The organism is Nostoc sp. LEGE 12447, assembly GCF_015206985.1.
Taxonomy (GTDB): Bacteria; Cyanobacteriota; Cyanobacteriia; order Cyanobacteriales; family Nostocaceae; genus Nostoc.
Genome location: NZ_JADEXT010000010.1, coordinates 84,005 through 101,337, shown reverse-complemented (window position 1 = coordinate 101,337; position 17,333 = coordinate 84,005). Strand labels below are relative to the sequence as shown.

5 protein-coding genes and 1 pseudogene are annotated in these 17,333 nt (G+C 41.9%); 1 reads left to right on the top strand and 5 read right to left on the bottom strand.

Features of this window, described 5'->3' with window-relative positions; translation table 11 throughout:
* Position 1: 1 nt before the first annotated feature.
* The 5 genes and pseudogenes from IQ274_RS13655 to IQ274_RS36520 form a co-directional block, all read right to left on the bottom strand.
* A complete protein-coding gene (locus IQ274_RS13655; protein ID WP_194142567.1) occupies positions 2–1,678 on the bottom strand; it encodes a PfaD family polyunsaturated fatty acid/polyketide biosynthesis protein in 1,677 nt (558 codons plus the stop codon).
* Between the two features lie 224 nt (positions 1,679–1,902).
* Positions 1,903–6,651: a PfaB family protein gene (locus IQ274_RS13650; RefSeq protein WP_194142566.1), complete on the bottom strand. Its 4,749-nt coding sequence runs from the start codon at positions 6,649–6,651 to the stop codon at positions 1,903–1,905.
* 221 nt (positions 6,652–6,872) lie between these two features.
* Positions 6,873–8,600, bottom strand: coding sequence for an SDR family NAD(P)-dependent oxidoreductase (locus tag IQ274_RS13645; protein ID WP_194142565.1), 1,728 nt, complete (start codon positions 8,598–8,600; stop codon positions 6,873–6,875).
* Positions 8,601–8,738: 138 nt separating this feature from the next.
* A complete protein-coding gene (locus tag IQ274_RS13640; RefSeq protein ID WP_194142564.1) occupies positions 8,739–14,156 on the bottom strand; it encodes a type I polyketide synthase in 5,418 nt (1,805 codons plus the stop codon).
* A gap of 223 nt (positions 14,157–14,379) precedes the next feature.
* A pseudogene (locus IQ274_RS36520) lies at positions 14,380–14,654 on the bottom strand (hypothetical protein).
* 1,427 nt (positions 14,655–16,081) lie between these two features.
* Here IQ274_RS36520 and IQ274_RS13635 point away from each other — a divergent pair.
* Positions 16,082–17,290: an ABC exporter membrane fusion protein gene (locus IQ274_RS13635; RefSeq protein WP_163938957.1), complete on the top strand. Its 1,209-nt coding sequence runs from the start codon at positions 16,082–16,084 to the stop codon at positions 17,288–17,290.
* Positions 17,291–17,333: the final 43 nt, after the last annotated feature.

Sequence of the window (17,333 nt, the reverse complement as noted above, 5' to 3'; positions counted from 1 at the left end):
TTTAAATCTCCAACAATGATGTAGAACGAACAGGGTGATATTGACTGTAATAATCGGAAGTTTGCAGCCCTTGAATTTTCAAATTTTGGACACGGTACAAAAAGGCTGCACCAGTCATAATTTGATTAGCAACATCAACTACACCACGATTATTTGGTTCAGACAGGTAGGAACCGCGTACCCAGTCATTGAAACCGCCCATTGCCGGGCCACACCAAATTTGATAATCGACTTCTCTACCTTTTTCACCAGAACTAGACCAGCGAGAAGATAATCCTAGATACCAGCGGAAAATCAACGCCATTTTCAGTTTAGGATTATTGACTGCTTTCCCAAGTTTCTCAGGATTCTTTTGGGATAAATAAGCCGCAGTTCCTTCCCATACTTCAGCAATAGTTTTGCGAAAAACTTGTTTTTCTAATTTCTCTCTTTCTGCAAGGGGGATGCTTTCAATGGAATCATAAGCGCGATAGAGTTCAAATAATTTCTGCGCTCGCATGGGGAACATTGTACCCCGTTTGAGAACTTGCAATTTGACTCCCATTTCAAACATATCGGCTGCTGGCGCCATAATCATATCAGCCATTTCTGCTTGGGCTAGTAACTTTTTGGTATGTTCGCAAGCCCCAGATTCAACACACGACTGATTAATGGAACCGGTCATTATATAAGCAGCACCCATCATGAAAGCTGCTAATGCTGATTGTGGTGTTCCAATTCCGCCTGCAACACCAATTCTAATGGGTGTTTGGTAATGATATTGTGCTTGAATTTCATCTCGCAAGGCAATAATAGAAGGTAACACACAAACCAAGGGACGGTTATCTGTATGGCCTCCAGAATCAGCCTCGACGGTAATATCATCAGCCATTGGAACTTTGGCTGCAAGGGTTGCTTGTAACTCAGTAATTAGCCCTTGTTCCAGGAGTTCTTTGATGATTCTGGCTGGTGCTGGTTGCAGAAATTTAGTCGCAACTTCTCGGCGAGAAATTTTGGCAATGATTTTATTTTTGATTTCAATTTGATTGGCGCTATTCAATGCCAATCCAGCAACACGGTAATAAACAATGTTGGGGGTCAAGTCGAGAAATGCAGAGGCTTCTACTGTTCTCACTTGATATTTGAGATATAAATCCACTGCGCGGCGTTCAATTGCAGGTTCGTTAGGGCTGTGGATTAGATTAAATGCGTAGGGCCCTTGAGGTAAAGCTTCTTGAATGCGATTTATGGCTGCTTCCAAACGTTCTGGAGTTAAACCACCTGCACCAAAAGAACTCAAAATTTGCTCTTTTCCTAATGCAATGACCATTTCTTCGGAAGCAATTCCGCCAGCCATTGCGCCGGTAACGTAGGCATATTTCACTCCATAGGAGGAGAGAAAATTCGGATCTCCAAATTGTTGAATGCGGATTGGTGCTGCAAATGTTAGCAGTTCTACTTGTGCTGTTGTGCCATTATCACCAGGGGATAAATAACCCTCATTAGTGACACCGATTTTTCCGGCAACTTTCACGATGTAGCAGGGTTTATTTAATACCATCAATTTATCTTTGATGGTTTGTTTCTCGAAAGATACAGTTTCTAAAGAACCTTTCCAAACCTGGTTTTTGTTATGCGACCAAGCGGAGAAGTTAAGACCATTATCGTGTTTACTTAGTACCGTATCTACGGTTGTCACGGTAGTTATCCCTCGGATTACAAACAATGGATGATATGAAGGGTGTGGACTCTGTTAACGTAGACGCTTCGGCTTGCCGCAGGCTACCGCAGAGGCGCAGAGGGCACAGAGTAAGAGAGTAATACCAATTCTCTGGGAGATGCACGTAATAATTTTTAAACGAACCGCAAAGGACGCAAAGGGCGCTAAGGAAGAGAAGGTTTAGAGAGAATTGGTATGAGATATTAAGATTCGTCGTTAAGCAAGTTTTGGGCGCAAGCTAGTTGTAATTGAATGATTTCACTCATTTGCTGACTGTAATCTTGTCTAGCTTGTAAGAAGGCTGTATGTGCTTTAGTTATCTTTGAATTATTAGCATTGAGCTTTTGATACTGGGTCTTATTTAAATCGAACATGCTGATGATGCTACTAATTTTTTGAGTTCTGACGGGTAGGAAAGAAACAGGAATTGGCTGTCTAATTGCGCTTGACTCAGAAGATTGTAATTGTTCTCTCGGTTGAAAAACGTTATCAATGATATTTTTCGGTTTTACTTCTTCTGGCTGAGGCAAGATGTAAGGGGAGTAATTTTCTTCTTGGGTTATTTGGTTGGAAGTGTTAAGAGAATCTGTGATTTCAGATTGTTGGAGATTAGGTATATCTGGATGCTGTATTTTGAAGCGATCGCTCCTAAGATCCCCAGCGAAATCTTCAACAAGTTTACGATTTTCTTCGCTCAAAATTGTAGCAGCGATCGCTTTTCCACCCAAGGTAACTGTTCTCAATGTTGCTTTATTTGAATTAGCAGTGTCTTGGGCTTTGCTATACAGTGGTGATAAATCCACATTCACCTGATGACTGAGTAATTTTGCTAATGCTTTAACCATCGAAGCATGGTCATCCATCCCTCTACGATTTAGAGAGACTGTGATATGTTCTTTGCTTCCGAGGATTTTATCAATCCATCGGGAACAGACACTACCTGCGCCTGCTTCTAGAAATATTTTGACCCCATCGCCGTAGACACGATTTACTAATTGCGGAAAATCAAGTTCTTGGCACAATCCTTTGGCGATGTTGTGAGCAATGGTATCTCTTTCGAGTGCAACTGGTTGATAATCGGCGGCAGAATAAAACACAATACCGGGAAGATTTTGTGATGGTAGGCTGTTTACCTTCTTGATTTCCTCGTACTGCGATCGCATCGCTTCACAATGTATCACATGGTCGAAGGGCGCGGGGAAAGAATTACAACCTAAAGTTGCAATCACTCGTTTACAGGCGGCATCATCACCAGCAATCAATACTTCTTCTGGTGTGTTGATTTGAGTTAAGTAGACATGATTTTCATGTTTCAGGCATTCTCTAACTTGAGACGGAGCAGCCATGAGAACATAAGTATTCCAAAAATTGTTGTTTGGTGAATCTGTTAATCCCCAATATTCACGCACAGCATTTTTCGGCCCAGATAACTTATCGCCAAATAAAGGTGATGAGTTTAAAGTGTTACTTCCGCCCTCAAAATCACTCCAAACCCCTTGGGCAACCATCATACTAGTTTCACCCAAGCTATACCCAAATACAGATTGCGGCTTGACTTTAAAATCATCTCGGAAAATTGCTGTCATGTATCTAGCAAAGGCGATTTCGCTTTCAAACATTGCTAGTGAATCATCTAACAATTGCTTTTCGAGAGTTTCTAGTTGCCTGGTTGTCAATTTAGGTAAGCTTCTGGGATAAACCAGCTTTTCAACATCAGCAGCCCGGTTGTAGAGATTGTTACTTTTTAAATCCTCGAAGACTTTCGGAAATAAGCGAAAAACAGTCCGACCAATGCCAATATAAGAATTGACTGCTGCGGGGTAAACATAAGCAACTGCTCCAGTTTTGCCCAATGGTTTCGCTGTGAAATAACTACCTAGTGGCGTTTGCCAATCTGTGCCGTTTTCAAAGGCATTATTTACACCTTTGCGGGCAGATTCAATTTCTTTGAGTAAATCTTTTGTGTTACGTCCAGTGATTGATAAGACGTATTTTGGATTAGATTGCTGCTCAAAGGTAGCGAATGTTTCGCTGGCGGTAGCTGATAAAGAAGAACTGGCTTCTATGGATTTTTGGAGATGGTTTAAGATATCGGGTATAGTGGAGCGATCGCTAACTGCGATAGGGAACAGATGAAAAGGCATTTGTTGCAAATATCTGTTGTCGCGCTCCTCTTGGCTGGGTTCCTCCGATAAGATTAAATGGGCGTAACTGCCATCTATACCCATGCTATTAATTGCTGCTATTCTGCGTGTGCCGCCTTTATCGACAAACCAAGGTCTTGATTCCATCGCTACATAGAAAGGGCTACCTTCCCATACTTGCGGTGTTTTGACACCAGACCATTTGGGTGTGGCGGGAATATACCTGTAATAAAGACAGAGAGCGGTTTTGATTAAGCTAGCAATTCCCGATGCTGTATAGGTGTGGCCGATATTGGATTTAACGCTACCTAACGCACAATGCAAACCATTGCCCACTTTCGGATAAGCTTGCAGTAAACCTGTGATTTCGGCTTCATCCTCCTGGGGAACGCCACTACCGAAGACTTCCACATAGTTAACTTCTGTGGGTTGAATATCTGCTATCTCGAAGGCTTGTTTGCAGACATCACTGATAGCTGAAGCATCAGGTTTTACCGGAGTATCACTCAAAGTAGAATTACCTTGTGCAAAACTCATGGCATCAATTACTGCATAGATGCGTTCATTATCTTCTTTAGCAGCTTCGTAGCGCTTGAGGACGACAGCACCCGCACCTTCACCAACCGTCCAGCCATTTGCTTGTTGGTCATAACCCAAGGTATTGACACCTGTATTAATTGGTGCAAATTGGCTGCGGAATAAGACGTTTTCCACACCACCGGCTAAATCTACTGCACCAACAACCACCGCGTCTACTTCTCCAGTAGCGAGTAGCATTTGGGCAACTTCCAACGCTTTGAGGGCAGAATTTTCGCCAGCGCTGACGGTGAATGCAGGGCCAGTGAAATTCCACAAAGCAGAAATTCGGCTTGCCATGATGTTGGCGATGTGACTCACATATTCGCCGATTTCTACAGGTTGGTGAATGCTATCTTTAACGATGGTTTCCAGTTGGGAAAGGTGTTCATCAGGTAGAGAAATTCCTTGGTTGAGTAAGCCGTCTTTAACTTGCCAAGAGAGATTCCATCTTTGCTGTAGCTGATGCACAGAGAATTCTGTCTCGGCAGCGACAATAACAGCGACATTGCCACCCTCCTGTAGTTTCGCATCTTTGACGGCGCGATCGCTAACTTTCAGAAGCAACAATTGTTGTGGGTTTAACTTATCTATCTCATTCGGTGGGATTTTGCACGATAAAGTATCAATTTCAAAATCCTTGATATATGCCCCTACTGGTGCTTTCCCGTCTGTTAAACCGTACTCTTTCAGGACACTTTCTTGATTTTCTATCCCATGCCATCTTTGAGGCGGTAAGGAAGTAAAATGTTGTGTTCCATCATAAATACTGCGTTCAAAAGCATCTAAGCCATTGCAGTTACCAAAAAAGGCATCCATGCCAACAATAGCAACTTTGGTAGGTGGAACAGGTGGAATTGATTCAACAGATTCTGCTGTAGTTCCTTGTTCTAAAATCAGATGAGAATTAGTGCCGCCAAAACCAAAAGCACTGATAGCCGCTCGTTTAATTGGTGCGTTATGATTAGGCCATGCTGTAGCCGTTCTAACAATCTTGTCGGCAGAAATTGTACCTTTTTCTGAAGTTAAAGGTTCCGAAACATTCATGGTTGCTGGAATTACACCATGAGACATACTCAAAATCACCTTAGTCAAACCAACCATGCCGGCAGCAGTTAACAAGTGACCAGTATTTGCCTTCGCAGAACCCACCAGAGGCGCAGCTTGATTTTGACCAAAGAATGTTTCTATGGAATTGAATTCGGTTGTATCTCCTAGTAATGTGCCAGTGGCGTGACACTCTAGATAATCGATGGTTTTGGGACTAAATTTCGCCTCATTATAGGCTCGTTCAAAAGCTAAAACTTGTCCTTTAGGATTCGGACTCAGTAAATGTTTACCTTTACCATCATTCGAGAGTCCATTACCGCAGATAGTGGCAAGAATATTATCGCCATCTCTAACGGCATCAGAATATCTCTTCAGCATCACCATCCCAACACCATCGGCGGGAATTAGCCCTCTAGAGGATTTATCTAAGGGGCGGCTGATACCGTTTTCTGCATACCCTTGAACACCGGAAAACAACATCCGCACGAACAGGGAATCTGCACAACTGATGGCTCCAGCTAACATGACATCAGCTTTATGTGACCATAAGTAATGAGACGCTAGTTTAATCGCATAAAATGATGATGAACAAGCAGCATCCAGACATAAATTAATCTGGGATAGAGATAAAGCTTGAGCTACGATAGATGCTGGTAAGCCAGATATCATCGCATTGTATAAAGATGCTTTAGTTGCACTTGGGACAGCTAAATCAAAGTCTTCATACTGCAAAAGTTCTCTGACGGCAGGATTAATAGCTTGCTGGTAAATTGGAGAGAATAATTGATTAGATAATTTTGTTGGGAATGACAAATTACCTAAAATTACGCCACATTTTGTTAGAACAGTTTGATTACCCCAATAACCACTTTGTTCAATTGCTTGTTTAGCGGCATACAATGACCATTTGAAGGTGTTATCTAAACCAGCAACAAATTCTGATGGTAGATTGTATTCAGATGGATTAAAATCGAAGTTGCGGATGTAACCGCCTTTGAGTGAATAGGTTTTGTCTGGTGTACCTTTAACTGGATTGTGAAAGATTGTCGGATCTACTCCGATTTCTTCGACGGTTGCAGAGGATGTCGAATCTTTTTGATTAACGATGTTTTGCCAGTATTCTTCAGGATTCTTTGCATCGGGGAATAGGCATGATAATGCGATGATGGCTATTTTTTCCACGATTTATATGCTCCGAGTTTGGGTATTTAGCAAGAGATAATTAAAAGGCAGGATTTACGCTGTTCCCCAAACTTTGAAGTGGCAAGTTATAGAAATCCTATATGAGTTGTGAAAAATACTTTTTTTAACGAACCGCAAAGGACGCAAAGGGCACGAAGAAAAGAAAGAATTTCACAGAGATTTTAGGACTGCTATAGGTGTTGAGTGGTAAAGGAAGATTACTAGCTTCTGAGCATTTTCATTGACCAAATAATGGCATGAGCGCCGAGCATTCGTGAATATATTTTACCTTGGCGGTCGTGTATGATGAAGTTTGCGATCGCACTACTTGGTGTCTTAGCTAGTACTTCACACGAAACGTAGAATGTTTCGTTATGTGGTATCATCGCAAATTGTTCAAATTTTTCCACTTTTCCAGGTAAACAACCTTCTTCATGAAAGTGTTGTGTCCAAACCCATAAGGCGTGCATACTCAAGTCAGTGGTGTAAGGATTTACCCATTGGACTGGGAATTGTCCTTGTTGCTGTGGGGTGAGTTCTGGCCAAAGACATTCTGTAGTAATTTTTTCAGGACTGATGTTTAAAACTCTTTTGATTTCTTGAAAAGCCGGGCCATGAAATAATGTAGCCCCACCATTTTGGTAAAAATCTTTTCCTGTAGCGGTGATGATATTATCTTCTTCGAGATTGAGATATTCATAAATGGGTACATCTGGGATTTCTCGCTGGAGATTGAGTTGAGCGCTAAAATGAAAATGGATTCTGCCTTGTGGATTTTTGCTCGAAATTTTGGCTTTAAGTTCGATTCTTTCAAGATTAACTTTAGAAATTTCTTCTATTTCTAAAATATGTTCCTCTGCTAATGTCTCATTGAAAGTAATCCCCTTCAAAACTTTGAAATCTTGGTAATTAAACAATCTGTAACCTGGATATAATTGTTCAGAAGCATTGATAATCCAGGTCATTGCACAAGTTGCTGGTAAAACTGGAGAACCAGCAATCGTATGATCGTGCAAAAATGGATTAGCCTCCAATGTCATTTGGCGACGAATACGATGGGTTCGTAGTTCTGAATCTAACTCCGCCGCAAGTGGAACGAGTGGGCTACCAATGACAACTTGTGAGGTTGCATGGTTGGTATTATCCATTTCCTTAACGAGCATTTGTGCCCCGACTGCAATCGGAATTATTTCAATTTTTCGCTCTTGAAAAATCTTCTTTAACTCTGCTGTCACCATGCCACTGTCCCAAGCGCCCCAGTTGATAGCGACTACGTGACATGAGGGATAACTTTGCTTAAATATATGGGCTGATTTGTTCAGAATTTCATTTGCGATCGCATAATCAGATTGTCCAGGATTTCCGTAAAAGCCTGTTACGGAAGAAAACAAAACTAAATGCTGAAGTTGATTAGGGTTAACGCAAGTTAGCAAGTTTTCTAAACCTTGAACTTTGGCGGTGTAAACTTTTTCAAAATCTTCTTCTGTTTTCTTTTCAATTAACTTATCAGCTAAGTTTCCAGCGCCGTGAATTATTCCGGTAATTGGGCCGAGATGTTGCACAGCAGTGGCAAGTTTTTCTTGTAAAGCTGGCGTATCTGTGACATCGACGCTGATATATTCTGCTTTAGCTCCGGTTTTTTCAATTGCGGCTAGTGTCTTTTTAATTTCGCGGCTGGAGGTTATTTTGTTATATATTTTTTGTACATTCATGGGTGTGGGCTTCTCTCCTTGAGAAAGAAGATTTTCCATGATGCATTTTTTCAATGCGGAGTCATCAGAATTTTGAGCATAATCTGGCTCGGTTTCTAATAGTTCGGAGCGACCGAGGAGGATGAATTTGCAGGGTTGCTGTTGAGCTAATCTGATAGTACACTCAGCCGTAATCCCTTTTGCACCACCGCTCACGACAAAGACAGATGATGGACTAAGCTGGGCTGTTTGTGTCATAAATCCTCTGATATTAATTCGTAATTCGTAATTCGTAATTAAGAAAAGTTGTTTCCTATCTGTTTCTCTGTGTCCTCTGTGCCTCTGCGGTTTTTTTTTAACGAACCACAGAGACGCAGAGAGCGCAGAGAGAGGAGATTAATCGGCGATAATGGTGACTCGTCCTTGTGAGCCGTAGCCAACTTCACTTATATAAAGGTTGGGGTCGTGAAGTTCGGCGATGATGTTTTGTACTGACTGTTTGGCATCAAGTCTGGGGCTTAGGTCGATCGCACGAGTAAATACTTTTGGCCATTCCCATCTCAGAGTTTTGGTTAATCCAAATAAACCAGCGCCGATCGCACCGAAGTTAACTTTGTACTCTAAACCGAAGGCTCCATCAAGATGAGCAACTGTGCAGAAACAACTACGTCCATGCTTTGCGGCTTCGTTAAGAGAGGGTTTCAGGTGTTTCGCCATCAAAAATACGTGCTTGACGATCGCCTTTTCTGATTCGTTATAAGAAATACTTCCGGTGTGATTTCCTACAAACATTGGATGTAAGTGGATGAAAGCCCCAATCGCTCCACAGTGAGATGCGATCGCTTGCAATTGTTGTTGAAGATGTTCTTCACTTAAGTTTGCTAAGGTGACGCGGGTTACTCCTGTGGGTAAAGGCGCTTGTTGGGCGATGAGCGATTGAGGGAAGCTGATAACTACTACCTTCCAGCCTTTCTCGATTAGGGATTCAGTTAATTTATAGGTGGTGAGGGAACCATCATCGGTGATTAAACCGATGTGTCCCTCTGGTAACTTGAAATCCAAATAATCGGGTTGTGCTAGGCTTCTGAGTTTGACAGTATAGCGCGGGATATTATGCTCTAATTCCGGTGGCTGCTGTTGGACAAACTCAGGCTCAGACTTTTTTTTTTCACCTCCAGCCAACTGCTGTAGGTAATCAACTATTTGACCGATGGTGCGGAGGTCGCCGAGTTCTTCGATATTCGGCTTGGGTAAGTTGGGGTACATTTCTTGCATCGCCCCTAAGATTTCTACCCGTTTAATCGAGTCAATCCCTAAATCCGCCTCCATGTCCATTTCCAGTTCCAGCATCTCTACTGGATAGCCGGTCTTATCACTGGTGATGGCTAACAAGGTTTCACCTAAGTTTGCAAATTCATCACTTGTAGCGGGAGCAACTTCTGGTTCTGGGGTGAATGCGACAACTACGTTTGGTTCCGGTGCGATGACTACCTCAACTACTGGTGCAGTCTCTACTTGAACCTCGGCTGGTTGTTGTATTTCGTGAACTGCAATTTCTACAGAAACACTTTTGGAAGCGTGAGATTGCAGATACTCTACAACTTGACCGATGGTGCGTTTTTCTGACAGTTCTTCTAAATTGGGCTTGGGTAGGTTGGGGTACATTTCTTGTAGTGCCCCCAAGATTTCCACCCGTTTGATGGAGTCAATTCCTAAATCAGCCTCCATGTCCATGTCCATTTCCAGCATTTCGACTGGGTAGCCGGTCTTATCGCTGGTGATGGCTAACAGGTTTTTATCCAAGTCAACAATATCGATGGTTGCGCCAGATACAGGTGCAGCAGTTGTAGGTGCTGGTTCTGGAGTGAAGGCAACAACTTCCTCGACTGGAGGTGAGCTAATTTTGACTACAACCTCGGCTTGGGGTTCTACTACTGGGACAGGTGGCTCTACTGTCTCGACAGTGGCGAAGTGCGGTGTGGGCAGTAGAGACGCGATCGCTCGTGTCTCTGGGGATACAGGAGTTTCAACTACAGGCTCTACAGCAGGCGGCAGAGGTGTTTGGGTAACATTTAAGCCGTTTTTAGCTACAGGCTCAGTTACAGGCAAAGGCTGGCTTTCTACTATCTTGGTAGTAGCAGGTACGGGTGCATCAGTAACAGTTGTTTCTGTGGTGAACGGAGTGAAATTGCTGATCTCTGTTAGTTGAGTTGCTCCCTCACCAGAAATGATTTGAGAATACTCTTGCTGGATGAGTTGGAAAAAGCTCTTAGTATATTCCAACTGCTCTTGAAGATATTGCTCATGGATGCGTAAAGTTTCACCTTGTTGAGAATGAAACTGCATCATGCTGCGCTCTAGGCTTTCCATGACAACTAGCTTCATTTTGGCAGTTTCGGCTGTTGATTTACTTTCACTCAACAAGGAATTCTGCTGCTGCATCAGTTGGAAAAACGCTTTAGCGTATTCCATTTGATGGTTGAGATAAGTACCGTGAACTTGTAGATTCTCGGCTTGATTTTCCTGGAACTGTGTCAGGAGATATTCTAAACTTGCTAAAAGTTGTTCGTAATTTGTAAGTTTTTCTGGTGTTGGTTGCATCTTAGATTCCTGGACTGGTTGTGACAGGGTAACAGGATTCATCTGTTGCTCTGGCTGGGTGATGATACTAGCAGTCACACCGTTCATTGCTGGGGTAAGTTTTTTATGTCCGTTAGTTTCTATCACTGCTACAGGTGGAGTTACACCGGGGCTACTAAATAAAGGAGCCGCTTCAGAATATTCGGGAGTGGGTAATGTAACTTTGTGCCCATCCTGCAAAGCTAGAGCGAAGGCATTTTTCGTTTTTTCGGATCTGTAGTTTATCCCGTTTAAACGGACATTTAATGTCTTCTTCGTCTCAATTGGGGGGATGGTTTGGGGAAGTTGGTAAGGATCGAGGTTATTCAAAGCCATACCTATCACCCGCAACTGCACAACTGCTTCTCGCAAAGAGCGATCGCTATTCTTTTGAGTGCTGGGGTTCAAAGATACGGTAATATGTGGGCGATCGCCAAGGATATCTTTGACTAAGTTGGTGAGAATTCTTCTCGGCCCAAATTCCACAAAGCAAGTACCACCCGCCGCATAGATATTTTCAATTTCCTGCTTAAACAGCACTGAATTGGAAAGGTGCGTTTCCAGAATCTTTTGAATACCTTGGGGTTCTTTGGGATACTGCTTACTAGTAACGTTGCTGTAAACAGGGATTTTGGGACTTTGGAATTTGACGGACTTAGTAGCGATCGCAAAGGATTTTTGAGCAAAGGCAATTAGCGGTGTATGGAACGCTGCTGATACAGGTAGCAATACAGCTGTATATCCTTTCTCGTGTAAAGCCTCTTTGATTCTCGCTATTTCTGCGGTAGGCCCAGCCAAGACAAATTGAGTGGGAGAATTTTGATTAGCGATCGCAACTTGCGGAAAATGTCTCAGCACTGCTTCAACTTTGCTGATGTCTTCTTTGACAGCCAACATACTACCCGCATCATGATCTGGGTCTTCGGGTGCCGCCATTGCTTGACCCCTAGCTTTCACTAAGAACAAGTAATCTTCGGTACTCAAAACCCCCGCAGCCCATAGCGCTGTGAGTTCACCAAAGCTATGACCGGCAACAAAATCTGACTTGAACCCAGCTTGTTGCAGTATGCTGTACATCCCTGCACTCAACACCCCGATGGCTGGTTGAGCGTATTCTGTGCGTTGTAAGGCAGCAATTTGGACATTCTTTTCAGCCTCTCCAAACACAGGATGAGGGAAAACAATTTCTGAAAGCGGCTGCAAATTATCTTTGAGCAACAGGCTATCCATATAACCATGAAGACGGCGCATCAAAGGAAAATTCATCACCAGTTCGCGTCCCATCTCCAGGTATTGCGAACCTTGACCAGAAAATAGAGAGACAACTTTTCCGCCCAACTCCATACCAGAGGAACGGTAATAAATCCCTTGGGGATGCTCCCAAGATGCTGCTGACCCTTTGAGTTTCAGCCAGTCAATGCTAGTTTGCAGAAACTTGCAAGCTTCTTCGAGATTTTCAGCTACAAATCCAAATCGGGGAGCAGAGAGAGGAATTTGTTGTGATTTACACTCATTGACTAATTGTGCGTAATGTGTAGGTGCATCTGGCGATCGCAACTTACCTAAAATCTCTTCCGATTTGCTCAACAATTCCTCTACTGTAGGAGCAAACAACAGTACTTCACTAGCACCACTGTGTAAGCGGTAAGCCTGGTTTTGGTCGGCTTCATATTCTTCCAAAACGACGTGATAGTTGGTTCCGCCAAAGCCAAAGGAACTCACACCTGCGCGTCTTGGTGCTTCCCCTTCTGGACGAATCCAAGGTCTAGTTTCGGTATTCAAATAAAAGGATGAATTTTTAATGTTGAGTTTGGGGTTCGGCTCAGTAATGTTAATTGTGGGTGGTAATACTTTGTGATGTAAAGCCAAAGCAGTTTTAATCAAACTCGCCGCACCCGCAGCCGCTTTTGTGTGTCCGATTTGTGATTTCACACTACCCAAAGCGATGTGCTGCTTTTTGTCATCATGTACATCAAAGAAGTCTTTTAAAGAACCGAATTCTGTCGGATCTCCAGCCATAGTCCCGGTGCCATGTGCTTCCATTAAACCAACAGTAGCGGGAGAGAAGCCGGCATCTTCATAAGCACGTTCTAAGGCTTTAACTTGACCTTCTTTGCGGGGAGCATAAATACTCTTGTAACGCCCATCGCTGGAAGTACCAATACCTTTAATTACGGCATAGATTTTATCGTTGTCCCGTTCAGCATCTTCCAAACGTTTCAGGACAATCATGCCGATACCTTCACCCAGCATCATCCCATCCGATTTAGCATCGAAAGGTTTGACATTTTCACTAGGAGAAACCGCCGGTGTTTTGCTGAATGAGATGTAAGCCATGATGGTGTTATCGGTATCAACACCACCAGTTAGCATCATGTCAGAACGATGCTCGACTAGTTCGCTGATGGCCATTTTCAAAGCACCAAAGGAACTAGCGCAAGCGGCATCAACTACACAATTCATCCCCCCGAAGTTTAGGCGATTGGCAATTCTACCCGCGACTACGTTAGCCAACATTCCAGGGAAAGCGTTCTCATCCCACTTAACGTAAGCGCTTTTGATTTTCTCAACTATTTTTTTGGTATCTTCATCAGATAAACCACTGCTTTTAAGTGCTTTTTCCCAAATGGGATATTCCAACCTGGCAGAAAGTGGCATTCCTAATTGCTTGGCCATCGCCACGCCTAAGATTACCCCAACCATTTCGCGGTTAAACTCACGTTTTTCACCATAACCTGCATCTTCCATCGCCTCTTTCGCAACCACTAAACTTAATAGTTGCGATACATCTGTGACTTCTAAAATGCTAGGTGGTATGCCGAATTCCATTGGGTTAAAATCTACCTCTGGAAGAAACCCACCTCTTTTACAGTAGGTTTTATCTTCAGTCGTTCTAGGATTCGGATCGTAATAATCTTCGACGCTCCAGTGTGTGGAAGGAACATCAGTAATACAGTCAATTTTGTTTACAATATTTTGCCAGTATTGCCGCAAATTTCTGGCTTGAGGCAATAGAGAAGCCATCCCAACAATGGCAATAGGATTGTGTTGTAATTGTCTGTTAATTTTGTTGATTGACACTGATTTATCTGATTTCATTTTTTTTCCCTCGATAGACTTAATCACAGCCTGTTCACAATTATTGACAAGGCTTTCTAACTCCGCTAAGGCAGTATCAATTGAATAAGCAGACATAGGGCATAGTGAGTACTGTGGATTGTGTAGCTACAGTAATTTCTGTTGCCTACTAATAATCAAAAACTCTGGTTTTATAAGCAGCTAGCTATCCTATCTCCGCTAAATGCTTGTTTCCAAATCAACACCACACGACACATACTGCCAGGGTAAAGCCTTATGTTTCCAGGCAACTTTGGCACACTGCGTAGGCGTAGCCCGTCGTAGACATCGCGAAAAAATGTTATCCAACGCTAGACTCTTGAAATTGTGGCAATAGGTCAATAACGTTGTTAAAACTGGTAAAATAGTCTTGGAGTGTAATAGCTGCTTGACCAGTGAATTTAATCCATTTGTAATGGTAGAGATTTTGAGTAATGGTATCCTACTGGAGTGATGGAAACTGAGGAGTAGCTAAGAGAACAGAAATGTTTTTTCACCCGAAAGCTTTTGATTATCTAGCCTAACCACAGCAACATAGCTGTTGTTAATGACAACGTTCTGTATCTCTAAAGTCATAGCCAATTTCAACGTTCGGGATAATGTATTTTATGCTATTTGAACTAGGAAAGTTGACAAGTTCGTTACACAAAAGACACCACCTTTAACCCGAATTTATGCAAGTCGAAAAAGTAATGAAACGAGCAGACGATGATAGAGAAGCAGTTATCTTTAGTTATTTTTAATTTCAAAATCTCAATTAAATAACTAGTTTGTCTAACCACTTTAAAGCATTGAATTAATAAAAACACTAACATACTTTACAGAAACTAAATCATTTCTTTAAAGTTATTTTATAAAGAAACATCCACAATTACTGATGTTAATTTGAATAAAATTCAGAACTTAAGTATAATTTGTGACTGTATAAATGTGTTAGAGATTTTGTTGTCTACGGGTTAGATAGAAGTTTTCTGTGAATTAAGTTAACAATGCAAATCTGTTGTCTACTAAGTAACAATTCAAGAAATACATAGATAAATTGGATAACCATAAGTATGTTTTCTCAGAGAAACATCATAATTTAGTCAAAATTTCTGGTTATTTTTCAATATAAGTCAAGTTAAAAATTAAAGTGGTTATTTATAAAGCAAATATTAATTTTTACTATGTTGCTTGATAAACATAATCATGATTGCATTAGTTAAAAAGGCGGTTAGAAAACCAGAGCGAATGGGATGCCTACGCCACACTGTATGTAGCTTGCTTGCTTCACCGTAGGAGTACGCGGCTACACAAACATTCCACTCTTGGCGTTCCCGCAGGGTAGACCACTCCTAATAAAAATTGGGTATTTAAAACCCACGGAGGTGGGTAAAGTCTTGTGTAGGTGAGGTTTCTAAGCGCCCTTTAATTGCTATGAGTCAAACCAATAATAATGTCTTATACTACACAACCCTGTTAACAAGAATCTGTTAGTAATATCAAATCTACTTAATCACTAACTATCTGTTGGTATTCAATTAGCAGATAAGAGATTAGGGATGAATACATTTTTTCAGAATTTAATCTGACTGTGAACAAATATTTTAGTGAGAGAATCAGGACTTATGCAAAGTCAATCGGTTGACAAAAATCAATTTCTACGCCATAGTTAATAACAAGTTTATCCAAGTTTTGATTTCATTTTTATTGGCGCTTCCTTGTTCTTGAGAGTTAAGTTTTCTGGTTAGCGCTATTGTATTTTAAGCTACTGGATTAGATGTCAAATTAGGATATAACTTAGGAAGCTTTGAAGTAACACCACCATTAATTTTCACGCCACAATAGTAATTTTGGGCGGTAAAAGCGTACAACAATTCATATAAAACCACTTTAGATACATCCACTTGATTAAGGTAGAAACCTTGGAGGAAAAGCCCTCTAAGTAATTTGTGGATGAGTCTATTCTAATGGACTAAATATAACCAGGCTATCCCCTAAAAAAGCAGAATTGGAATGAAAAGATGGCAGTAAATAAAGAAAACCGATTATTTACAAAACCCGTAGGTAGATCGCAATTAATTTTAGCAGCTTCTCTAACTTTAGCAGCCGGATTAATAGCTTTTTATAGTTTGGTACCATTTTGGTCTAAACCTAAAGTTGTGACACCAGCAGCGAATCCTCCCAAAGCTGCCACGCCTGTAAAAGTTGCTGTAACCGCTTTGGGACGTTTGGAGCCAGAAGGCGAAGTTACTTCTTTGACTGCTCCTGCTTCTAATAATGGGGTGAGAGTAGATAGACTGTTGGTGAAAGAAGGAGAGGCGGTTAAAGCAGGGCAATTACTGGCTTATTTAGAAAATTATGGTCGTTCTAGAACCGCATTGCAACAAGCTTTAGACCAACTGCAAGTTGCCAAAGCTAAATTAGCGCAGGTTAAATCTGGAGCTAAAACCGGAGATATCGATGCTCAAAAGGCAGCGATCGCCCGTTTAGAGCCACAATATAAAGGGGATGTTGCAACTCAAGAGGCGACAATCGCCCGCATTCAGGCTGAGGTAGATAATGCTCAAGCTGAGAACAATCGCTATCAGCAATTATATAAACAAGGTGCGATCGCTGCTTCCGTAGCAGATACCAAAGCTTTGCAACTCAAGACCACACAACAGCAGTTATCAGAAGCCCAAGCCACCCTCAAACGCACTCAAGACACATTTCAAGAACAGAAAAAGCAAGCACAAGCACAACTCACCAGTATTAGCGAAGTGCGTAGTGTAGATGTTCAAGTCGCGCAAACCGAAGTCAACAGTGCCACAACTTCTGTTCAACAAGCAAAAGCCGACTTGGATTTAAGTTACATCAAATCTCCCATAAATGGCAAAATTTTGAAAATTCACGCCAAAACCGGAGAAGTTATCAGCACCAGTAGAGGATTTGCTGAAATAGGTAAGACATCTCAAATGTATGTGATTGCAGAGGTGTATCAAACCGATGTTCAAAAAGTGCGTGTAGGACAAAAAGCCACAATTACCAGCACTGCATTTACTGGAACAATAAAAGGAACTGTAAAAGAGATTGGTTGGCAAGTTGACAAGCAAAACATCTTCAGCATCAACCCTGGTTCAGATACAGACCGCAGAATAATTGAAGTGAAAATCTCCATCGATAATCCCGCAGATAGTGAAAAGGTCGCTCGTTTAACTAACTTACAAGTGGATGTCGCCATTCATATTTAGTCATAGGGCATGGGGCATAGGGCATTGGTCATTCACAAATGAC